This is a genomic window from Myroides odoratus, assembly GCF_001549985.1.
Lineage (GTDB): Bacteria > Bacteroidota > Bacteroidia > Flavobacteriales > Flavobacteriaceae > Flavobacterium > Flavobacterium odoratum_A.
In genome coordinates, this window is record NZ_LROZ01000006.1 from 52,893 (window position 1) to 73,509 (window position 20,617).

21 protein-coding genes and 1 tRNA gene are annotated in these 20,617 nt (G+C 36.3%); 11 read left to right on the plus strand and 11 right to left on the minus strand.

Annotated elements, in window-relative coordinates; genetic code table 11:
- Nucleotides 1-3 precede the first annotated feature (3 nt).
- The 4 genes from AWV75_RS08315 to AWV75_RS08330 form a co-directional block, all read right to left on the minus strand.
- Nucleotides 4-537: a hypothetical protein gene (locus tag AWV75_RS08315; protein WP_060873945.1), complete on the minus strand. Its 534-nt coding sequence runs from the start codon at nucleotides 535-537 to the stop codon at nucleotides 4-6.
- Nucleotides 538-545: 8 nt separating this feature from the next.
- A complete protein-coding gene (locus AWV75_RS08320; protein ID WP_060873946.1) occupies nucleotides 546-1,058 on the minus strand; it encodes a hypothetical protein in 513 nt (170 codons plus the stop codon).
- 227 nt (nucleotides 1,059-1,285) lie between these two features.
- Nucleotides 1,286-1,846 (minus strand): hypothetical protein, encoded by a 561-nt coding sequence (locus tag AWV75_RS08325; protein ID WP_002987670.1) that lies wholly within the window; start codon nucleotides 1,844-1,846, stop codon nucleotides 1,286-1,288.
- Between the two features lie 332 nt (nucleotides 1,847-2,178).
- Complete coding sequence (locus AWV75_RS08330; RefSeq protein WP_060873947.1) at nucleotides 2,179-3,030, minus strand: helix-turn-helix domain-containing protein; 852 nt, start codon at nucleotides 3,028-3,030, stop codon at nucleotides 2,179-2,181.
- Between the two features lie 317 nt (nucleotides 3,031-3,347).
- Here AWV75_RS08330 and AWV75_RS08335 point away from each other — a divergent pair, with 317 nt between their 5' ends.
- The gene (locus tag AWV75_RS08335; protein ID WP_002987665.1) at nucleotides 3,348-3,800 is read left to right on the plus strand and encodes a GatB/YqeY domain-containing protein; all 453 of its coding nucleotides are present in this window, start codon (nucleotides 3,348-3,350) and stop codon (nucleotides 3,798-3,800) included.
- Between the two features lie 12 nt (nucleotides 3,801-3,812).
- Nucleotides 3,813-3,886, plus strand: a tRNA-Arg gene (locus AWV75_RS08340).
- Nucleotides 3,887-4,222: 336 nt separating this feature from the next.
- Here AWV75_RS08340 and AWV75_RS08345 read toward each other — a convergent pair.
- The 3 genes from AWV75_RS08345 to AWV75_RS08355 form a co-directional block, all read right to left on the minus strand.
- Entirely contained in the window at nucleotides 4,223-4,558 is a 336-nt protein-coding gene (locus tag AWV75_RS08345; protein WP_060873948.1) for a heavy-metal-associated domain-containing protein, read from the minus strand.
- 21 nt (nucleotides 4,559-4,579) lie between these two features.
- Nucleotides 4,580-6,820, minus strand: coding sequence for a TonB-dependent receptor plug domain-containing protein (locus AWV75_RS08350; RefSeq protein ID WP_060873949.1), 2,241 nt, complete (start codon nucleotides 6,818-6,820; stop codon nucleotides 4,580-4,582).
- Nucleotides 6,821-6,901: 81 nt separating this feature from the next.
- A complete protein-coding gene (locus AWV75_RS08355; RefSeq protein ID WP_440131128.1) occupies nucleotides 6,902-7,375 on the minus strand; it encodes an HYC_CC_PP family protein in 474 nt (157 codons plus the stop codon).
- A gap of 128 nt (nucleotides 7,376-7,503) precedes the next feature.
- Here AWV75_RS08355 and AWV75_RS08360 point away from each other — a divergent pair, with 128 nt between their 5' ends.
- The 4 genes from AWV75_RS08360 to AWV75_RS08375 all read left to right on the plus strand — a co-directional run bounded on the left by AWV75_RS08360 (nucleotide 7,504) and on the right by AWV75_RS08375 (nucleotide 11,784).
- Nucleotides 7,504-7,965, plus strand: a complete 462-nt coding sequence (locus AWV75_RS08360; protein WP_060873950.1) for a GAF domain-containing protein — start codon at nucleotides 7,504-7,506, stop codon at nucleotides 7,963-7,965.
- 139 nt (nucleotides 7,966-8,104) lie between these two features.
- Nucleotides 8,105-8,374, plus strand: a complete 270-nt coding sequence (gene rpsO, locus AWV75_RS08365) for a 30S ribosomal protein S15 (RefSeq protein ID WP_002987657.1) — start codon at nucleotides 8,105-8,107, stop codon at nucleotides 8,372-8,374.
- Nucleotides 8,375-8,544: 170 nt separating this feature from the next.
- Nucleotides 8,545-10,725 (plus strand): polyribonucleotide nucleotidyltransferase, encoded by a 2,181-nt coding sequence (locus AWV75_RS08370; protein ID WP_060873951.1) that lies wholly within the window; start codon nucleotides 8,545-8,547, stop codon nucleotides 10,723-10,725.
- 120 nt (nucleotides 10,726-10,845) lie between these two features.
- Nucleotides 10,846-11,784 carry a ketopantoate reductase family protein gene (locus AWV75_RS08375; RefSeq protein ID WP_060873952.1) on the plus strand — a complete coding sequence of 313 codons (939 nt, stop codon included), beginning with the start codon at nucleotides 10,846-10,848 and terminating at the stop codon, nucleotides 11,782-11,784.
- Between the two features lie 34 nt (nucleotides 11,785-11,818).
- Here AWV75_RS08375 and AWV75_RS08380 read toward each other — a convergent pair whose 3' ends face one another.
- Nucleotides 11,819-12,157, minus strand: a complete 339-nt coding sequence (locus AWV75_RS08380; RefSeq protein WP_231738068.1) for a hypothetical protein — start codon at nucleotides 12,155-12,157, stop codon at nucleotides 11,819-11,821.
- A 352-nt stretch (nucleotides 12,158-12,509) separates the two neighbouring features.
- Between AWV75_RS08380 and AWV75_RS08385 the strand changes: the two genes are divergently transcribed.
- Together AWV75_RS08385 and AWV75_RS08390 are read left to right on the plus strand one after the other, a co-directional pair.
- The gene (locus AWV75_RS08385) at nucleotides 12,510-13,895 is read left to right on the plus strand and encodes an NAD(P)-binding domain-containing protein (protein WP_060873953.1); all 1,386 of its coding nucleotides are present in this window, start codon (nucleotides 12,510-12,512) and stop codon (nucleotides 13,893-13,895) included.
- 183 nt (nucleotides 13,896-14,078) lie between these two features.
- Complete coding sequence (locus AWV75_RS08390; RefSeq protein ID WP_002987652.1) at nucleotides 14,079-14,942, plus strand: sigma-70 family RNA polymerase sigma factor; 864 nt, start codon at nucleotides 14,079-14,081, stop codon at nucleotides 14,940-14,942.
- Between the two features lie 96 nt (nucleotides 14,943-15,038).
- Here the strand turns inward: AWV75_RS08390 and lysS are convergent, their stop codons facing one another.
- Complete coding sequence (gene lysS / locus AWV75_RS08395) at nucleotides 15,039-16,739, minus strand: lysine--tRNA ligase (RefSeq protein WP_060873954.1); 1,701 nt, start codon at nucleotides 16,737-16,739, stop codon at nucleotides 15,039-15,041.
- A 197-nt stretch (nucleotides 16,740-16,936) separates the two neighbouring features.
- On the opposite strand from lysS, the gene AWV75_RS18475 reads away from it, so the two are divergent.
- The 3 genes from AWV75_RS18475 (at nucleotide 16,937) to rpe (ending at nucleotide 18,547) form a co-directional block, all read left to right on the plus strand.
- Entirely contained in the window at nucleotides 16,937-17,101 is a 165-nt protein-coding gene (locus tag AWV75_RS18475; RefSeq protein ID WP_082711057.1) for a YqaE/Pmp3 family membrane protein, read from the plus strand.
- A 10-nt stretch (nucleotides 17,102-17,111) separates the two neighbouring features.
- Nucleotides 17,112-17,816 carry a lipoyl(octanoyl) transferase LipB gene (gene lipB, locus AWV75_RS08400; RefSeq protein WP_060873955.1) on the plus strand — a complete coding sequence of 235 codons (705 nt, stop codon included), beginning with the start codon at nucleotides 17,112-17,114 and terminating at the stop codon, nucleotides 17,814-17,816.
- Between the two features lie 71 nt (nucleotides 17,817-17,887).
- Complete coding sequence (gene rpe / locus AWV75_RS08405; RefSeq protein ID WP_060873956.1) at nucleotides 17,888-18,547, plus strand: ribulose-phosphate 3-epimerase; 660 nt, start codon at nucleotides 17,888-17,890, stop codon at nucleotides 18,545-18,547.
- Between the two features lie 102 nt (nucleotides 18,548-18,649).
- On the opposite strand, the gene groL is transcribed toward rpe, so the two are convergent.
- Together groL and AWV75_RS08415 are read right to left on the minus strand one after the other, a co-directional pair.
- The gene (gene groL, locus AWV75_RS08410; protein WP_060873957.1) at nucleotides 18,650-20,278 is read right to left on the minus strand and encodes a chaperonin GroEL; all 1,629 of its coding nucleotides are present in this window, start codon (nucleotides 20,276-20,278) and stop codon (nucleotides 18,650-18,652) included.
- A 41-nt stretch (nucleotides 20,279-20,319) separates the two neighbouring features.
- On the minus strand, nucleotides 20,320-20,595 hold the full coding sequence (locus AWV75_RS08415) for a co-chaperone GroES (protein WP_060873958.1): 276 nt from the start codon (nucleotides 20,593-20,595) through the stop codon (nucleotides 20,320-20,322).
- Between the last annotated feature and the right edge of the window lie 22 nt (nucleotides 20,596-20,617).

Here is a 20,617-nt window from a genome sequence, read left to right on the forward strand (position 1 = left end):
TAATTAATGGGGCAATAAAGTATATACAATTGTAGTTTGATAACTTCCTGCTTTTTGATTTAATGTTTGACTAATATTTTGAACGGGTATTGTATAATTGACATCTATTTGTTGACTATTCCCTCTATTATTAGATTGAATCATAAGCTGTGGATTAATGGTTAGATCAACGGGATGTAGTTGCAACGGAAAATCCAAGGCTGTAGATGTGGTAATATTCGGTTTAATGCGAATGATGGATACGGGTAAACCAGAAAGCGAATTTTCATATTGGAAATAGGCATTAATGGAACGTACCGATAATTCGTAAGGAGTAGAACATTGGATGATTAAGTGATTTTTAAGCATACCTGTTTCTACACCTTTAGCGTATTCAGCACCTTTGTTGAGGTTTATGTCAACAGAAGGATGACTAATTACCAACGACTGTTGTTCTCGAAAATTGAGCACAATTTTAGACTTAGCAGAACCAATTTGAGCTAAGATTGGAGAAGTGGCAAGTAACAAAGTTAAGATAAATAGAGTTTTTTTAAACACGTATATTGTTACAAAGATAAAATAGTATAGGTTATAACAGTACTATAAGTACCTACTGGTTTATTTAATAATTCATCAGAGGCATTCATTTTGTACGAAACATTAAAAGTTCGTTTTACATCACCTGCATTCGATTGGATCATATTGCGTTCGCGCATAGAAAGCGAAACGGGAAGAAGTGTAATATTATCTCTAAAATCACCAATAGCACCTAAGCTAGGGTTGAGTCCAATATGTTCTACTCGAATTTCATCGGCATCATGCATAAAAGGAGCTTGAGCAACTACGCGTATTTCATAGGTTCCACTACTCATCACTTCGATGTGATCTGCTTGATTACTGATTTTTCCTTTGGTATAATCTTCAACTGTTTCAAAAGATAAATTAACATGCTGTTGCTGATCGTTAATTTTAATCGATTGGATGGGTTTCAAAATAACATTAAGGTTACTTTGAGCTGAATTTTGCGCAGATAGGACAAAACTAAACAACAGGAATAAAGGGGCTAATATGTTTCGCATTGTATCAAATTATCTAGGTTAAATTTAGCAAAAAAAATCGAATTAATTAAGCAGATTTCTCTAAAATAAGGGCTTTAAATGCAAAATAGAAGCTAGACTTCTCAATTTTTTGGCACGACTTAGGCGATTTGTTTGAACATATGGTGACCCAGTGAAAGGAGCAGATACAAAAAATCTACTGTTGCAAAGAAGGAGCAACAGTAGATAAAATGGGGGCGCTTTTTATATTATAATGCGTATAAATTGTAAGTTACTGTTGTAGTGTAAGTTCCTTCTTTTTTATCTGTATAAGCAGAAGTTTGACTTGCTGGAATAGCATACTCAACTGCATATCCCATTTTAGCAGTACCTGCTGAAGTTGTAATTAAAGGAGTACTTTCTGTTGTTGCTAATTGTGCAATGTTGTGAGACGCAGTGAAATTGTTTGGCCCTGCTCCCTCAGCTAAGTTAGTATTTCCTTTGATTCTTACTTCTACGGTGTTTACTGGAATAGTTACACCACTGTTGTTTAAATCGCTACTTGCTACAACTTTGATTTCGTATTTTTGAGTAGCTGTTACTTCTAAGTGATTTTTTAATTCTCCAGAAGTACTTCCTTTTTGAAACTGCTCAACAGTATTCATCGGGATAGTTACAGATGCATTTGTTACGTTAAGTTCGTATACATCTGACAAATTAACGTTTAAGTTGGTAGTGCTTGAACTTTTTTTGTTGCCCTCTTGAGCAAATGATGTTACACTGATAAAAGATAAAGCGGCTACTAATGCTAATTTGAAGGTTGTTTTCATCGTTTTGTTATTTTTTTTAAAGTGTTTTTTTTTTCTTGTTTTGATGGAACAAATGTATAGTAGGTTAGCTTCTAAATAAAGGTCAAATCTCGCTAAAGAATTGTCATTTTTCTCTTAATTCGTGAATATTTACTTAAAAATACGGTTTGAAGTCGTGTTTTGAGAATTTAATTCGGTTTTGTGGTCGCAAATAGATAGATTTTAAAAGTGATTACCTGTAGTTTTAGATTTTAATTCTGAGGGTTGAGGGTTCGAGCCCTTCCGCGGACGCAAAAAAAAAGCACCAATGAAACTCATTGGTGCCTGTATAATCTTGTAAAGGAAACGATAGGTTATAAACTCTCGCGGTATTCTTTTGGACTTAAGCCCGTTGCTTTAATGAAAAAACGAGTAAAATTACTTGAATCCTCAAAGTTTAATTCATACGCAATCTCTTTGATTGTCAAAGGAGTGTGCTTTAATAATAACTTTACTTCATTCACTACGGCACTCGCAATAATCTTTTTAGGCGTTGTTCCATAAATATCCTTGCTAATTTCGGTAAGCTTAGAAACTGAAATATTCATGTGATCCGCATAAAACTGTACATTGCGTTCGTTTCGAATATTGGTTTTAATCAGTTCATTAAACTTAATGACATTTTTAAGTTGAGCAGGAGATAACTTTTCCTTATTAAACTCTACATAGGTATTAATATGACAAGCCATGATGAAGAGTAAGACACGCTCAATAATATTATGAGCAGTCATATAATTCAAATTGCTGTACGTTTTGCTTTGTAATTTCAGTAATGAAATAAAATAGTATTGCGCAAAAGTCGTTTGTTCCGGTTTCAGTGTAATGGAATTAATCGCTTTGGTATTGTCAAAAAAGACACATTTATCTAAAAAGTGACGATCTACTTCTGTGCGACAATAGAAGTTGTCCGTAAATTGGACATAACAGAGGGAATAGCTCTCGTCAGCAGTTAAGCGAAATAATTCATTTTTACCCAGAAATAAACAGTCGCCTTCTGTCAATTCTTTTTTGTTGGTAGACATGATTACGGAAACTTTTCCTTTTTGCAGCCAAAGCAATTGATATACGTCGTTGTGCTGTTGAAAAAGATGATCGTTTTCAGTCAGATAGGTGGCTGTGCCAGCATCAAATCCATAAATGGATTTTAGTTCAATAGAAGATAACATTATAAGAAGGGGTAAATAGTGTTTTCTAAAATATTTTATTGACTGTAAAAATAGAATTTTCTATGGAATATGAAGGGTTCTCGCTCTATTTTAACGTTTTACCGAAAAGGAAATAAAGTTGGTCGTTTTCTTTTATGGATTTTTTTTGGGAAGGGAAGTATAATATAACAGAGGAAATTATTTCTTCAAAAAAGGAATAAAGTGAATTGCTTTATAATAAGAAGGATGAATATGTGGGGAGAATAAAAAGTAAAAATTGCGAATTTGTCTTGTTTTCTCGGCTTTTTTATATCTTTGCAAAATCAAATAAATAAGAGATGAGTTTACAAGCAAGTATTATGGATGCGATGAAAAGCGCCATGAAATCAAAAGATAGTATCGCTTTAGAAGCACTTAGAGCAGTTAAGGCAGAATTGTTATTAGCGCAAACTCAATCAGGTTCTAAAGAAGAAATCAGCGAAGAGGAAGAGATTAAGATTTTACAAAAATTAGTAAAACAACGCAAAGACAGTGCAGCTATTTTTGCTGAACAAGGAAGAGCGGATTTAGTAGAACCTGAATTAGCACAAGTAGCTGTTATCGAACAATTTTTACCAGCACAGTTGTCTAACGAAGAAGTAGAAGCAATTATTGCTAAAATTATCGCTGATGGAAATCATGCAGGTATGGCTGCTATGGGACAAGTAATGGGAATGGCATCGAAAGAATTAGCTGGTAAAGCTGATGGAAAGACAATTTCAACAATAGTAAAAACACTATTGACAAAATAAAATTTTTGGTTGGTCCGCGTAGTTCAATTGGATAGAATATCAGATTTCGGCTCTGAGGGTTGAGGGTTCGAGCCCTTCCGCGGACGCAATAAAAAAGCACTTATGAATTTCATAAGTGCTTTTTTTTTCAGAAAAAACACTTTTTAAGCTATTTTTTCTGAAAAGTGATAAAAATCATATTTTATGCACGCATAGCATCTTACTTTTGTTGTGTAATAAAATACAGCTATAAAGAGAAATTACGTTTCTGTTTATCTTTCTAGTAAACGATGTTTTAGTGTCTTATTCAAGATGGTTTACAGAAGATAGGGAGAAATGCTATGAAAAAGAAAAAGATATTTTGTAGTTTGTGAGTTTGGCTACAGAATAGCATATTGTTGTTTGAAAAAAAGCACTAATCGCTAGTTAGTGCTTTTTTATTTCTATCTCTCGTATTTGCAACAACCATGTAAATTGTTATACGCTTCATCTGTTGCTTTTACTGATTCTGTATCATGACCCGCTAAAGCAATTGCTTCTTGTACCTCTTTTCCCGTTGTTTTCTTTGGATTCAAATATACGGTTAGCTGTTGATCTGCTATAGACCAATCTACAGAGCGTACTCCTTTAACGTCTAAAGCTGCTTTTTCAATGCGTTTTTTACACATTTCACATACCCCTTTCACGCCAATTACTTGTTTCGGTTGTTCTTTTTCTTGTGCAACGATGGCTGCATTCGTAACTAGGAATAGTCCTAGTGTTAAAAATAATTTTTTCATCTTATAAAGAGTTTGAGTTAATTAAAGTTTAAGACGCAAGCCTGCATAATACATTGAGCCTGCAATAGGAGCATAGACCATAGAGGTATCAAAATCAGTAGCAAACGGATTACTAGCACTAACAATTGGATTGCGTTGTTTGTAGTTTCCAATATTCTCACCACCTACATAAAATTCAAAACGAGGAGAGCATACTTTTGTAATTTGAAAGTTCATCAAAGAATATGGATTGGAAGCTGATTTCATTTGATTAGCAGTAGCATATGCTGCAGTAGAGGTAATACGTTGTTTACCTAACCAATTGTAAGTGAAATCAAATTTCCAATGTGCACCATTGTCTTGTTCGTTAGTTGTAAACTCTAAATTCGCAAAGAAACGATGTTTCGGTTGATAGGCTTTTTCAAATTTACCCGTCTTTTGGTCCGTAGCAATATCGTAGTATTTGTAGGCAGAACGGAAGTTTAAATTACGCGCTAAGTTATAGTTGACTTCGAGTTGAAAACTATTTGCATAAGACTTTCCATCTAAATTGTAAAATAACAACTGATGTGCGTCATAATCTGCATCCACCACAATTTGATTTTCAAAATCTGTGCGGTAGAAATCCAGTGTTACATCTCCTTTTCTACCAATCAAATGGAAGTTTTGGGTGAAACTTAATCCATAGTTCCAGGCAATTTCAGGATCTAAATCATAGATTTTTCCATTGTTTCCATCAATTTGAAAATAGCGATTCGTCGCAAAGAAAATTTGATTTTCCGCAAATACGTTCGCTAGGCGTTTTCCTCGACCGACTGAAGCACGTAAAACCCCATTTTCCCATGGATTATAGCGCAAATGTAAACGCGGCGTTGCAAATACCCCCATGCGATTGTGATAATCCACACGCATACCCGCTACAACACTGAAGTCAGTGGTATTGTCATACGTATATTCGTAGAATGCCCCTAAAGCATTATCTGTGCGGTTGAAATTTCCATCAATACCTGGAACAAATACCTGTTCCGTATATTGATCTAAGGTGAAACTAATTCCCGTAGTGAATTTGTGTAGCGTATTGTTGATAATAGAATTGAAAACAAGATTAGAGTATAAACTATTCTGTTTGATATCATAGAGATTCAATCCAAAATAAGAATCTTGTTTGTGGTAGTTATACGCGACTTGTAATCCTGCACTTTGGAAGGGTAAATCGGGAAATACATATCCTAGTTTTGTAGATAAATCGATTTTTTCTGTATGAATCTCGGATCCCCAAAGTACCGTAGAGCCCTTGTCTTTCTTTTTGTCGAAATCCACTTGCCCTGCTACTTTATTATCTTTCATATAACGAGCCGTGATAAAACTTACCACTCCTTTTTCAGGGTTGATGTATTGCCAACGATTCATTACATTAATTTGCTCTCCTTTAGGCATATCCAAGAAACCGTCGTGGTTTTTATCGTGGTCACCGGTTCGCAAGTTTCCGTGGATGAATAGAGAAGAACTCCATTTGTCATTTAAACGGTAATTTCCATGTACGTTCGCTTCAAAACGCTCGTCTGTAGAACCATATAGATTTAAGAAAAATGGACGATCCGTCGCGGGTTTGATTAATTCCGTATTCAATTGACCTGAAATACTTTCATATCCATTGATTACGGTTCCTGCTCCTTTGGTTACTTGAATACTTTCTACCCAAGTTCCTGGAGTAAAAGTCAACCCATAAATTTGAGAAGCTCCGCGAACCGAAGGAATATTCTCCTCTGCAATCAAAATATAAGGACTAGTTAAACCGAGCATTTTAATTTGTTTGGTTCCAGTAATTGCATCCGTATAATTGACGTCAATAGAGGGATTTGTCTCAAAAGCTTCTGAAATATTACAACAAGCAGCTTTGAGCAATTCTCCACTATTCATGGTGAAACTATTCGTTGTTCCTTTAATTGAACGGGTGGTATTGCGTTGTTTCGTTTGGATGATTACTTCATCTAAGGATTCCTCAGGTTGTAAAACAAGGTGATAGGATTGTCCTACTTGTGGAGTAAGCGATTGCGTTTTATATCCAATATAAGAAATGGTTAAGGACTCCTTTTCTACATAAGGCAAGGTGAATTTTCCTTGTGCATCTGTCGCTACACCAATAGACTGATTGGCATAAAAAACAGAAGCGCCAATAATAGGAGTGTGCGTTTCGTCTACGATTTGTCCTGTAATCGTTTGTTGTGCATATAGCGAAGTACCCACCGTCAATACGGCAAGGGTAACTAAATGTTTGATCATTTTTTACGTGTAATTGTTAGTACAAAATAGAAAGGTTCGACTTGCAAAGGCAAAGTCAAACGAAAATATAGCAACAATAGGTTACGCGTAAAGAACTAGACGACAATATAATTGATAGAGTGGAGGGGCATTGGCCTCCATGTAATAGGCTAGCGTCTCCTGTTTTTGTACAGGAAAATCCACTACATGCCTAGAGCATTCAGTCCAGCTATAATCTGGAAGAATGAATTCGAAATGCGGAGTATAGACATGCTGAATGTTGTGATCCGAAGGATTGGATTTAATCAATTCATCTTGGCAACATTTTTTATCCGCAAATTTTTTGATGGGTTTTTCAACCGGAGCTTTTGTAGAACAACAGGCTTTTTCTTCTTGTTGTATTTCTTGCTCCATCTCCATTTCCATGGTACATCCCTTATCTTGATGGGTGTGCGTATAACGCAAGGGACTGTAATGTGCTTCACCTTGACAGTAATGTACACTCATTGACCATCCTATGTTTGAAAATAGGAAAATCAAGAGAAACCAAATACTGACAAGTTTTTTCTTTAGCATGGAGCAAAAATAAGAAAAAAAGCATTATTTCGGGAGGGTAAAAAGTTTTTTGTATAAATTATTAGAGCGAAAAAAGAAAAAATGCCTACAACAGATATTGTACCTTTGGTAGACTAAAAAAATCAAATATGCATACGTTATATACCACCCTTTTAGAAGAAGTTACACCTATACTAACCAAAGAAGGTAATGTGACAGAAAAACTACAGTCCATTTGTGATTTATTGGAGGAAAAAGTACCCCACTATGATTGGGTTGGATTTTATTTTGCTGATGCAGAAAAGCGCTTGTTGCATTTAGGGCCTTATACGGGAGAGGCAACAGATCATACTGTTATTCCTTTTGGAAAGGGGATTTGTGGGCAAGTAGCAGAGAGCAACCAAACGTTTCTAGTTGACGACGTGAATGCACAAAGCAATTATATTGCTTGTAGTATGACTGTAAAGTCAGAAATCGTGGTTCCTTTATTTGTGGAAGGAAAAAACATCGGACAAATCGATATTGACTCCCATACGCTTCGCGCATTCACCCAAGACGATCAACAATTCTTGGAAACACTGAATGAAAAGATTGCCTCTTTATATGTGTAATAAGGTGTAAGCAAGGGACTTATTATTTTTTTGAAAAAAAATATAGAACTGTGATGATGGTTTGAAAAATAAAAGTAACTTTGCAATTGAATTTTAGAGAACTAGAATTCGTACATAAAAATCATTAAAGAATATTGGCATGTATTTAACAAAAGAAAAAAAAGCTGAGATCTTCCAACAACACGGAGGTGTAGCTGCAAACACAGGATCTGCAGAAGGACAAATCGCTTTGTTCACTTACAGAATCTCTCACTTAACTGAGCACTTGAAAAGAAATCGTAAAGATTACAACACGGAGCGTTCATTAGTTCTTTTAGTAGGTAAAAGAAGAAGACTTCTTGACTACTTAAAGAAAACTGAGATTAACAGATATCGTGAGATCATTAAAGTATTGGGTATTAGAAAATAATCAATATAGGAAAGAGGTGCCTGCGCGCCTCTTTTTGTTTTTTTGCCTTTAGCAGAGTTAGATCTGGTTTTTCATTGGGTTTCATATACTACACAACACACAACACAACACACACAACACATTTTACGTCTCTCTTCGGAGAGACAGAAACCCTAAAGTATTAAATTATTATGATTCCTAAGGTAACCAAAGAAATTATCGATTTAGGAGATGGACGTAGCATCTCAATCGAAACGGGGAAATTAGCGAAACAAGCAGATGGTTCTGTTGTTGTTCGTATGGGAGACTGTATGCTTCTTGCTACAGCTGTTTCTGCGAGAACGGCAAATCCTGGTGTGGACTTCCTTCCTCTAACTGTAGATTACAGAGAAAAATTCGCTGCTGCTGGACGTTTTCCAGGAGGCTTTTTTAAACGTGAGGCACGTCCAAGCGATCAAGAGGTATTGACAATGCGTTTAGTTGACCGTTGTTTACGCCCATTGTTCCCAGACGATTACCACGCGGAAACACAAGTGATGATTCAGTTAATGTCTCATGACGAAAACGTAATGCCTGATGCATTAGCTGGTTTAGCTGCCTCTGCAGCCTTAGCGGTATCAGATATTCCTTTTTACAATTCAATCTCTGAGGTAAGAGTTGGACGTGTTGACGGACAATTCATTATCAACCCTTCAAGAGAGCAGTTAAATGCTTCTGATCTGGATATGATGATCGGGGCTTCTAAAGACTCTGTTTGTATGGTAGAGGGAGAAATGAGAGAAATCTCAGAACAAGAGATGATTGATGCAATTAAATTTGCACATGAAGCGATTAAAGTTCAAATCGAAGCACAAGAGAAAATGCGTGCAGCTTTAGGTCTTACTTTCCGTGAGTACGAACCAGAAGCTACGGATGTAGAAGTAGAGAAAATCGTTTACGATGCAGCGTATGCTAAATTGTACGAAATCGCTTCTCATGCAAGTGGTAAAAGCGAGCGTGGTGAGAAATTTGCTGAGGTATATGAAGAGGTTAAAGCTTTATTCTCTGAAGAGGATTTAGCAGAAAAAGCGGAGTTAATCAGCACGTATTTCAAAAAGACACAAAAAGAAGCGGTACGTAACTTGATCTTAGATCAAAATATCCGTTTAGATGGTCGTAAAACGACAGAAATCCGTCCGATTTGGAGTGAAGTAGATTACTTACCTTCAGTACACGGATCATCAATCTTTACACGTGGAGAAACACAAGCATTAGCTACAGTAACATTAGGTACATCTAGAGATGCTAATATTATTGACTTACCAAGTGAGCAAGGAGAAGATAGATTCTATTTACACTATAACTTCCCTCCATTCTCAACAGGTGAAGCAAAACCATTAAGAGGTACATCACGTAGAGAAGTAGGTCATGGTAACTTAGCACAACGTGCGTTGAAAAACATGATTCCTGCTGATTGTCCTTATACTATTCGTTTAGTGTCTGAAGTATTAGAATCAAACGGTTCGTCTTCTATGGCAACAGTTTGTGCAGGTACATTAGCCTTAATGGATGCAGGTATCCAAATGATCAAACCAGTTTCAGGTATCGCAATGGGATTAATCTCAGATTCAAAAACTGGACGTTGGGCTGTATTGTCTGATATTTTAGGTGATGAAGATCACTTAGGAGATATGGACTTTAAAGTAACGGGTACAAAAGATGGTATCACAGCTTGTCAAATGGATATTAAAATCGACGGATTAGCTTATGATATCATGGAGCAAGCATTAAAACAAGCGCTTGAAGGACGTCTACATATCTTAGGATTATTAGAAGAAACAATCGCTACACCTAATGCAACTGTGAAACCAAAAGCACCAAAAATTGTTACCATTGAAATTCCTAAAGATTTCATTGGAGCAGTTATCGGACCTGGAGGTAAAAATATTCAAGCACTTCAAGCTGAAACTGAAACTACAATTGTAATCAACGAAGTAGATGACAAAGGAGTAATCGAAGTTTTAGGTACAAGTCAAGCGGGAATGGACAAAGCAATCCAATCAATCAACAACACAATCTTTGCTCCAGTAGAAGGAGAAGTATACAAAGTGAAAGTTGTAAAAATGTTGGATTTCGGTGCAGTAGTAGAATTTGTACCAGGAAAAGAAACTTTACTTCACGTATCTGAATTGGATTGGAAACGCATTGAAAATCCTGCAGATGTATTGAAATTAGGAGATGAGTTAGAAGTGAAATACATGGGTATTGATCCGAAAACGAAAAAACCAAAAGTTTCTAAAAAGGCACTTTTACCACGTCCTCCAAGAGAAAATAAACCAGAAGGAAACAAACCTGAAGGCGCTCAAGGACCGAAAAAAGAAGAGAAGAAATAATTCCGATCTAGCATATAAAAACACCTCAATCGAGGTGTTTTTTTTGTTTTAAACGGATGGAAGTAGCGTGTTTTTTAGCTTTTTGAGTATCTTTAAAAAGGAAAAAAGAAATAGTATACAATGAGTAAAATAAATATAGGCATTATTGGGCTAGGTGGTGTTGGTGGGTTTTATGGTGGATTATTAGCCCATCATTTTGAACAAGATGCAGAAGTAGAAATCCATTTTGTAGCAAGAGGAGAGCATGGTAAACAAATCCAAGCACAGGGATTGACTGTATGGACTAAAGGCAATGTGATCATTGGAAAACCTGCACAAGTAGTAGAACGAGTACAGGATTTGACCGCAATGGATTATATCTTGCTTTGTACGAAGGAATACGATTTAGATGGGATAATTGACGATTTGAAGAAAATTGTGTCTAAAAATACGGTTATTCTCCCGCTATTGAATGGAGTGGAGGCTTTTGAAAAGCTAGATCAACAACTAGAAGCTGAAGTTTGGCAAGGATGTACCTATATGGTTTCTCGTCTAAAAGAAGCAGGTGTTATTGATAACCCTAGCGGAAGACAAAAGATTGTTTTTGGACGTACAGAAGGGATTACGCCCCAGATGTTACAATGGGATGAACTGCTCAAAGCAGCAGGGATTACTTCTATTTGTACACAAGATATTGCCCGAGAAGTTTGGGAGAAGTATATCTTAGTTTCTGCTTCTGCCGTGGCGACGGCATTTTACAATTGTTCTTTTGGTGTTGTGATGCGCGATTATACGACAACTATTCAGGCTTTAGTAACGGAAGCAAGTCAAGTTGCGCAAGCCAAAGGCGTAAACTTAACAGAAGATGTAGTTGAGGTGGTGATGCAGCGTTTAGCAGCGATTCCCTTTGATTCTACGACGTCCATGCATAGTGATTTCTTGAGTAATAAACGCCAAACAGAACTCGAAGTGATGGCGGGTTATTTAATTCGAGAAGGTCTGCGCTTGAAAACGGATGTTCATACCTATCAGAAACTATATGACGTTTTAAAAGTAAAACAAGGTCATTATACCGTATAGAAAATAAAAAGAGCCTGTATTAAAGGCTCTTTTTTTATTGTGATAGTATCAAGTACGCGATTGTTCCTGCAGATAATATACAAGGAAGGATTAGTTTTGTCCAAGCTGCTTTTTTTCTACAGGCTAAAACAAACCACACAATAGGAATACTAAATAAAGCTGCGAGAAGAGGGAACCAGAGGAGTTCATATAATGCACCTAACAACGGATAGGTATATATGCCATTAGCGCCCATTCGACTTAAGAAAGTAAAGCTGAGAATGAGCAAGGCACTTAAGAGAGAACTACTATGTAAGGCATAGGTTAATTTCGGTGTTTGATTCATCGTTTTTTTGGTATTGGTTAAAGTAAAGATAGGCTTTTTTATTCGCATTGTATTTGCCTATTTTTGTAATTAGATATTGATTTTTAGATAGTTAAAAATGGAGGAGTTTGGCCATGTCCTAAAAATTGCTTATATTTGCTCTATCAGCTGTAAAGTGATGAATTAAAATCGCTTGCAATTAGGCAGTAATATATAGAGGCTTTTCCTCTTTGTCTAGTAAGAACCCACTATGGGTTCTCCTATTATTAGGTTGTCTTTCACGATGACCTATCAAATCACTCCGTGAGAGTGTCTGTAAGAGTCTTCGTACAAGATTCTTTCTTTGATGAAATCGAAAATATCGTTTATTAATTAGCTCCATTTCGCATGAAAGTTAGGGGCCTAAAAATAGTAGTATATAATGACTAATTTTAAAGTAGGAATTATTGGAGCAGGTCCAAGTGGGCTTGCTATGTTAAGAGCTTTTGAATCAGAACAGAAAAAAGGGAATCCAATCCCTGAAATTAAATGTTACGAAAAACAAGATAACTGGGGTGGAATGTGGAACTATACTTGGCGAACAGGTGTAGGAAAATACGGTGAACCTTTGCACGGAAGTATGTATAAATACTTGTGGTCAAACGGACCTAAAGAATGTTTAGAATTCGCTGACTATACTTTTATGGACCACTTCAAACAACCGCTATCTTCATATCCTCCAAGAGAAGTGCTCTTTGATTATATTGAAGGACGAATTAAACAAAGTAACGCAAGAGATTATATTAAATTCAATACGGTAGCTCGTTGGGTGGATTACCTAGAGGATAAAAAACAATTCCGCGTGATTTTTGATGACTTGGTGAAGAATGAAACGTTTGAAGAGTTTTTCGATTACCTTGTATTAGGAACGGGACACTTCTCAACACCGAATATGCCGTTCTTTAAAGGAATTGATCATTTCCCTGGAACGGTGATGCATGCACATGATTTCCGTGGAGCAGACCAATTCATCGATAAAGATATTCTGTTAATTGGAAGTAGTTATTCAGCAGAAGATATTGGGGTACAATGTTTCAAACACGGAAGTAAATCGGTAACCATTTCTTACCGTACGAATCCAATTGGGGTAAAATGGCCGAAAGGAGTAGAGGAGAAGACAATTGTTACGCATTTTGAGGGTAATAAAGCCTTTTTCAAAGATGGAACATCAAAAGCTTTTGATGCTGTTGTGTTGTGTACAGGGTACCAACATAAATTCCCTTTTTTACCAGATAATCTGCGCTTAAAAACAAAGAACTGTTTGTATCCAGATAATCTATACAAAGGAGTGGTATTCAACGACAACGAACGCCTAATCTTCTTGGGAATGCAAGACCAATATTACACGTTTAATATGTTTGACGCACAAGCCTGGTTTGCTAGAGATTATATGTTAGGACGTATCACGCTTCCTTCGAAAGAAGAACGTCAAACGGATATCGACAAATGGTTAAAAGCGGAAGAACTGACGCAGACAAGTAATGAACAAGTTGATTTGCAAACAGCTTATATTAAAGATTTGATTAGTCTTACTGATTATCCAACGTTTAATATTGATAAAGTAGGAGAAATGTTTAAACGCTATTTGGATTCGAAAGAAATCGATATTCTAACCTATCGTGACCAAGTGTATACCTCTGTTATGACAGGCGTAACAGCAGAAGAGCATCATACCATTTGGATGAAAGAACTAGATGATAGTTTAGAACGTTATTTAGATGAAGTAGAAGTTGATGAAAAAGAACTGAGTAAAGTCAATTATTATTAATCGTTAGCGATTATTGAAATAATTTGTTTTTATAAAGCCTTAAAAACCATGTTTTTAAGGCTTTATATTTTTAGAAGGCAACAAAAAGAAAATATTTTTTAAAATATTGTAACTTTTTGATGAATGTATACGTATAACTAATGTAGACCATTAAGGACAAAGACAAATAAGGAGTAAAATACTATGAGACAACTTAAAATTACCAAGCAAGTTACGAATCGTGAAACCGCTTCACTAGATAAGTATTTGCAAGAGATTGGTAAAGTAGATTTGATTACTGCAGATGAAGAGGTAGAATTAGCACAGCGAATTAAAGCAGGTGATCAAAGAGCTTTAGAGAAATTAACTAAGGCTAACTTAAGATTCGTGGTTTCGGTAGCTAAACAATACCAAAACCAAGGGTTGACGCTTCCGGATTTAATTAATGAAGGAAACTTGGGGTTGATTAAAGCCGCACAGCGTTTTGACGAAACTCGTGGTTTTAAATTTATTTCTTACGCAGTTTGGTGGATTAGACAATCTATTTTGTCTGCTTTAGCTGAACAATCTAGAATTGTACGTTTACCATTAAATAAAATTGGTTCGATTAATAAAATTAATAAAATGTACGCGCTGTTAGAGCAGTCTAATGAACGTCCACCTTCAGCAGAGGAAATCGCTGTGGAATTGGATATGACTGTAAATGACGTGAAAGAGAGTATGAAAAACTCAGGGCGTCATTTATCTATGGATGCTCCTTTAGTAGAAGGAGAGGATTCTAACTTATACGATGTATTGCGTTCAGGTGAATCACCAAACCCAGACCGTGAGTTAATCCACGAATCATTGCGTACAGAAATTGAAAGAGCCTTAGAAACGTTAACGCCACGTGAAGCTGATGTTGTTCGTTTGTATTTTGGTTTAGGAGATCAACATCCAATGACCTTAGAAGAAATAGGAGAAACGTTCGACTTAACAAGAGAGCGTGTTCGTCAGATTAAAGAAAAAGCGATTCGTCGTTTAAAGCATACGTCAAGAAGTAAAATACTGAAAACGTATTTAGGATAATAAAAAAAGCACTGCTCAGCAGTGCTTTTTTTATGCTTGTATTTTGCGATTTAAATAGAATAAAAAAGGAATGCATTGCATCCCTTTTTTATTCTATTATTGTTGATAAACGACATATTTACTATCGTCCTCTGTTACTACTTTGGTCAAGTTATGTGAGGAAAGTGCTTTCATTGCCTTATCCCATTTCTTACCACTTAAAGCCGCTTGTTCTTTTAGGGAACCTAACTCCACTTTATTTTCATTTTTCTCTAGAATTTGGATGATGATTTTCTCTTCATCTGATAATTCCACAGCTGGAGCTGTTTTTTCTGGTCTCATTTGAGGGAAGAATAATACTTCTTGAATCGATGGATTATTCGTTAAGAACATAATTAAACGATCCATTCCAATTCCTAAACCTGAAGTAGGTGGCATTCCGTATTCTAAGGCACGTAAGAAATCTTGATCAATAAACATAGCTTCATCATCTCCACGATCTGCTAAAGCCATTTGAGCTTCAAAACGCTCTCGTTGATCAATAGGATCATTTAGCTCTGAATAAGCATTTGCAATCTCTTTTCCACATACCATCAACTCAAAACGCTCGGTTAATTCTGGATTATCACGGTGTGCTTTTGTCAAGGGAGACATCTCTTTTGGATAATCTGTAATATAGGTTGGTTGGATGTAGTTTCCTTCACATTTTTCACCGAAAATTTCATCGATTAATTTTCCTTTCCCCATCGTTTCATCTACAGGAATACCCATACCTAAAGCAGCTTGACGAATTTCATTTTCTGTCTTTCCAGTAATGTCAAAACCAGTGAATTCTTTAATCGAATCAGCCATGGTGATGCGCTTATAAGGTGCTTTAAAGTCAATCTCATGCTCGCCAAACGTCGCTTTTGTTGTTCCGTTTACTGCAATTGCACAATACTCTAATAAACGCTCTGTAAACTCCATCATCCAATTGTAGTCTTTATAGGCTACATAGATTTCCATCGCTGTAAATTCAGGGTTATGGGTTCTGTCCATTCCTTCGTTACGGAAGTTTTTAGAGAATTCATAGACTCCATCAAAACCACCTACGATTAAGCGTTTTAAATACAATTCATTCGCGATACGCAAATACAAGGGAATATCCAAAGCATTGTGATGGGTAACGAATGGACGCGCAGATGCTCCACCAGGAATTGACTGTAATACAGGGGTTTCAACCTCCATATAGCCAGCTTCATTGAAGAACTGACGCATAGCGTTAAACAACTTCGTACGTTTGATAAAGATTTCTTTGTGTTGTGGATTAACAACTAAATCTACATAACGCATTCTGTAACGCAATTCTGGATCTGTAAAAGCATCAAATGTATGACCTTCTGCATCTGTCTTAGGTAAAGGTAACGGACGTAAAGATTTACTCAATAGAGAAAGCCCTTGTACGCGTACTGTTTTTTCACCTACTTGTGTGGTAAATAATTCCCCTTCGATACCAATAATATCTCCTAAGTCAATTAGTTTTTTGTAAACTTCGTTATATAAATCTTTGTTCTCACCTGGACAAAGTTCATCTCTGTTGATGTATAATTGAATCTTTCCCTCACTGTCTTGAATGGTTGCGAAAGAAGCTTTTCCTTGAATACGAGAAGACATTAATCTTCCTGCCACAATTACCTTCTTACCTTCTTCAAAACCGTTCTTTATCTGCTTGGATGTATGATTTACTGGAAATAAGTTAGCAGGATAAGGATTCACACCAAGCTCTTGCAATTTTGCGAGCTTCTCTCTTCTGATGATTTCTTGTTCTGAAAGTTGCATAATAATTGTGAATTATGAATTAATTTATAAAGTGCAAATATAGGTAATCTTTAAAAATTAGTCCCCATTGTATCTCGCCAAATGTCAGTTAATTAGTCAATTGATCTTTTTGAGTGGATTTCAAGCGTGGGTTTAGTTGAATTTATAGCCATAATTCATAAAAAATGACGAAATTTGTAGGATATAAATAAGTGATTATGAGTATTTGGAGAGTAATTTTGTCTATTATTTTTCCGCCTATCGCCGTGTTTGATAAAGGGTGCGGATCCATATTAATTGTTTTTCTTTTAACCCTAGCGGGTTGGATTCCGGGTGTTATTGGAGCGTTAGTCATTCTTAATAATCCAAAATATAACCGCTAAGTTTGTAAACATGAATAAAGAAGTGACCCTAATTGATTTAGGTGAAAAAGACTATAAAGATACTTGGGCGTATCAAGAAGAACTTTTTCAATCGGTCTTAGACATCAAAATCAAGAATAGAAGAGAGGAAACAGAAGAACCAACACCCAATTATTTTTTGTTTGTTGAGCATCCCCATGTATATACCTTAGGAAAAAGTGGAGATATAGAGAATCTTCTGTTGGATGAAGAGCAATTAAAAGCAAAAGGCGCTACATTCTATAAGATAAATCGAGGGGGAGATATTACCTATCACGGACCAGGTCAAATTGTAGGATATCCCATTTTAGATTTAGAAAACTTTTTTACGGATATCCACAAGTATTTGCGTTTGTTAGAAGAAACAATGATTCTCGTATTGAAAGACTATGGTATTGAAGCGAGTAGAAGTGAAGGGGAGACAGGAGTTTGGTTAGGTGTAGGAACACCTTTTGCAAGAAAAATATGTGCCATGGGTGTACGTGCTTCTCGTTGGGTGACCATGCATGGTTTTGCTTTGAATGTCAATTCAGATTTAGGGTACTTTGACAATATTATTCCTTGTGGAATTCGCGGGAAAGGGGTTACCTCTTTGCATGTAGAATTAGGGGTAAATTACGTTGATGAAGATGAAGTTCGCGCTAAAATCATCAAGTACTTTGCCGAATTATTTGAAGCGACAATAAAAGAACAATAACATAATTTATAAAATCCTGAGTGGACGTTCCTCTTGGGATTTTTTTATCTTTGTACAAACAACACAACAGTATGAAAAATATAAAGATAGCGCCATCAGTTTTGGCTGCCGATTTTGCAAATCTACAACGCGATATTGAAATGATTAACGAAAGCCAAGCAGATTGGTTTCACATTGATATTATGGATGGTGTTTTCGTGCCCAACATTTCTTTTGGGATGCCTGTTCTAGCGGCAATCAACAAACATGCAAAGAAAACGTTGGATGTGCATTTGATGATTGTAGATCCTGATCGTTATATCAAAACGTTTAAAGAATTAGGTACAGATATTTTAACGGTACACTATGAAGCTTGTACACATTTACACCGTACGATACAAGCGATCAAAGCGGAAGGAATGCAAGCGGGAGTAGCCTTAAATCCACATACACCAGTTGCTGTTTTGGAAGACATCATTCAAGATCTAGATTTAGTTTTGATTATGAGCGTAAACCCTGGTTTTGGTGGGCAAAGTTTTATTGAAAATACCTATGAGAAAGTGCGTAAGTTAAAAGCAATGATCGATGCTAAAGGAGCAAATGTAATCATTGAGATTGACGGTGGTGTAAATAGTAAGAATGCCAAAGCATTAGTGGAGGCTGGTGCTGGCGCCTTAGTGGCAGGTAATTTTGTGTTTAGTGCTGCTGATCCGATGGCAACAATTGCTGATTTGAAGGAAATCGTTGGATAGCAAATAGAGAAAAGAAAAGAGTAAGGAGAAAACAGCTCATTACCTATAATAAAAAAAGGCTTGAACATATGTTCAAGCCTTTTTTTATTATAGGGTGTGAAATTACATCATTCCTGGCATACCTCCGCCCATTGGCATTCCTCCACCGTTTTCGTCTTTAATATCTACTAAAGCACACTCTGTGATAAGGATCATACCTGCAACTGAAGCTGCGTTTTCTAAAGCAACTCTTGTTACTTTTTTAGGGTCGATTACACCTGCTTGTAGCATATCGATGTATTCGTTTGTTTTTGCATTGTATCCGAAGTTATTGTTTCCTTCTAATACTTTAGCAACAACTACAGAACCTTCTAAACCTGCGTTTTCAACAATCGTTCTCAATGGAGACTCTACTGCTTTAGCGATGATTTGGATTCCTGTTTCTTCGTCTGCATTAGCTGCTTTGATGCTGTCTAAGTTTGCTTTTGCTCTTAGTAAAGCAACTCCACCACCCGCAACAATTCCTTCTTCGATTGCTGCTCTAGTTGCATGTAAAGCATCGTCTACTCTGTCTTTTTTCTCTTTCATCTCTACTTCCGTAGCAGCCCCAACATATAATACAGCAACACCTCCAGCCAACTTCGCTAGACGCTCTTGTAATTTTTCTTTATCATAGTCAGATGTAGTTGTTTCCATCTGTGCTTTGATTTGGTTTACTCTGTTTTGAATCATTTCTGATTCGCCACTTCCACTAACAATCGTTGTATTGTCTTTGTCGATACTCACACGTTTACAAGTACCCAACATTTCTAAAGTAGTGTTTTCTAAGGTATATCCTTGCTCTTCTGAAATTACTACACCACCAGTTAAGATAGCGATATCTTCTAACATGGCTTTTCTTCTATCACCAAAACCTGGCGCTTTTACAGCAGCAATTTTTAAAGCTCCTCTTAATTTGTTTACAACCAAAGTAGATAGTGCTTCTCCATCAACATCTTCTGCAATAATCAATAGTGGTTTTCCAGATTGAGCTACAGGCTCTAATACAGGAAGTAACTCTTTTAAAGAAGATACTTTTTTGTCGTATAATAAAATGTAAGGAGAATCTAGTTCCACTTCCATTTTTTCTGAGTTGGTAACGAAGTAAGGAGATAAATATCCTCTGTCGAATTGCATTCCTTCTACTACATCAACAAATGTTTCAGTACCTTTTGCTTCTTCAACTGTGATTACCCCTTCTTTACCAACTTTCTCAAAAGCTTGAGCGATTAATTCTCCGATGAATTCGTCGTTGTTTGCTGAAATAGAAGCGATTTGTTGGATTTTATCCATTGATCCACCTACTTCTTGTGCTTGGTCTTTTAAATGGTTTACGATTACTTCAACCGCTTTGTCCATTCCGCGTTTTAAGTCCATTGGATTTGCTCCAGCAGCCACGTTTTTCAAGCCTTCTTTTACAATTGCTTGTGCTAAAACAGTAGCTGTTGTTGTTCCATCTCCTGCTAAATCGTTTGTTTTAGAAGCAACTTCTTTTACCATTTGAGCTCCCATGTTCTCTAATGCATCTTCTAACTCTACTTCTTTAGCTACAGAAACACCGTCTTTCGTTACAGTTGGTGCACCAAATGCTTTTCCGATGATTACGTTTCTTCCTTTTGGTCCTAAAGTTACTTTAACAGCATTTGCTAAAGCGTCAACACCGCGTTTTAAACCTTCGCGTGCTTCAATGTCGAATTTAATATCTTTTGCCATGATTTAGTCTTGTTTTACTTTGTGTGTTATTATTCAATTTATTAAACAATCGCTAAGATGTCATCTTCACGCATGATTAGGTAATCTTTACCTTCTAATTTTAGCTCTGTTCCTGCATACTTACCATACAATACTGTATCGCCTACTTGTACCGTCATGTTGTGGTCTTTTGTACCGTTTCCTACAGCGACTACTGTCCCTTTTTGTGGTTTTTCTTTCGCTGTGTCAGGAATAAAAATACCAGAAGCAGTTTTTGTTTCTGCTGGTTGAGGTTCAATAAGAACTCTATCCGCAAGTGGTTTAATGTTTAATGCCATAGTGTTTATAGTTTATAAAAAT

What these genes read in the sequence shown, in the direction of transcription:
- AWV75_RS08320 (WP_060873946.1), bottom strand. Translation starts at nt 1,058, where the DNA reads ATGCGAAACATATTAGCCCCTTTATTCCTGTTGTTTAGTTTTGTCCTA.
- AWV75_RS08325 (WP_002987670.1), bottom strand. Translation starts at nt 1,846, where the DNA reads ATGAAAACAACCTTCAAATTAGCATTAGTAGCCGCTTTATCTTTTATC.
- AWV75_RS08330 (WP_060873947.1), bottom strand. Translation starts at nt 3,030, where the DNA reads ATGTTATCTTCTATTGAACTAAAATCCATTTATGGATTTGATGCTGGC.
- AWV75_RS08335 (WP_002987665.1), top strand. Translation starts at nt 3,348, where the DNA reads ATGAGTTTACAAGCAAGTATTATGGATGCGATGAAAAGCGCCATGAAA.
- AWV75_RS08345 (WP_060873948.1), bottom strand. Translation starts at nt 4,558, where the DNA reads ATGAAAAAATTATTTTTAACACTAGGACTATTCCTAGTTACGAATGCA.
- AWV75_RS08350 (WP_060873949.1), bottom strand. Translation starts at nt 6,820, where the DNA reads ATGATCAAACATTTAGTTACCCTTGCCGTATTGACGGTGGGTACTTCG.
- AWV75_RS08355 (WP_440131128.1), bottom strand. Translation starts at nt 7,375, where the DNA reads ATGCTAAAGAAAAAACTTGTCAGTATTTGGTTTCTCTTGATTTTCCTA.
- AWV75_RS08360 (WP_060873950.1), top strand. Translation starts at nt 7,504, where the DNA reads ATGCATACGTTATATACCACCCTTTTAGAAGAAGTTACACCTATACTA.
- rpsO (WP_002987657.1), top strand. Translation starts at nt 8,105, where the DNA reads ATGTATTTAACAAAAGAAAAAAAAGCTGAGATCTTCCAACAACACGGA.
- AWV75_RS08370 (WP_060873951.1), top strand. Translation starts at nt 8,545, where the DNA reads ATGATTCCTAAGGTAACCAAAGAAATTATCGATTTAGGAGATGGACGT.
- AWV75_RS08375 (WP_060873952.1), top strand. Translation starts at nt 10,846, where the DNA reads ATGAGTAAAATAAATATAGGCATTATTGGGCTAGGTGGTGTTGGTGGG.
- AWV75_RS08380 (WP_231738068.1), bottom strand. Translation starts at nt 12,157, where the DNA reads ATGCGAATAAAAAAGCCTATCTTTACTTTAACCAATACCAAAAAAACG.
- AWV75_RS08385 (WP_060873953.1), top strand. Translation starts at nt 12,510, where the DNA reads ATGACTAATTTTAAAGTAGGAATTATTGGAGCAGGTCCAAGTGGGCTT.
- AWV75_RS08390 (WP_002987652.1), top strand. Translation starts at nt 14,079, where the DNA reads ATGAGACAACTTAAAATTACCAAGCAAGTTACGAATCGTGAAACCGCT.
- lysS (WP_060873954.1), bottom strand. Translation starts at nt 16,739, where the DNA reads ATGCAACTTTCAGAACAAGAAATCATCAGAAGAGAGAAGCTCGCAAAA.
- AWV75_RS18475 (WP_082711057.1), top strand. Translation starts at nt 16,937, where the DNA reads ATGAGTATTTGGAGAGTAATTTTGTCTATTATTTTTCCGCCTATCGCC.
- lipB (WP_060873955.1), top strand. Translation starts at nt 17,112, where the DNA reads ATGAATAAAGAAGTGACCCTAATTGATTTAGGTGAAAAAGACTATAAA.
- rpe (WP_060873956.1), top strand. Translation starts at nt 17,888, where the DNA reads ATGAAAAATATAAAGATAGCGCCATCAGTTTTGGCTGCCGATTTTGCA.
- groL (WP_060873957.1), bottom strand. Translation starts at nt 20,278, where the DNA reads ATGGCAAAAGATATTAAATTCGACATTGAAGCACGCGAAGGTTTAAAA.
- AWV75_RS08415 (WP_060873958.1), bottom strand. Translation starts at nt 20,595, where the DNA reads ATGGCATTAAACATTAAACCACTTGCGGATAGAGTTCTTATTGAACCT.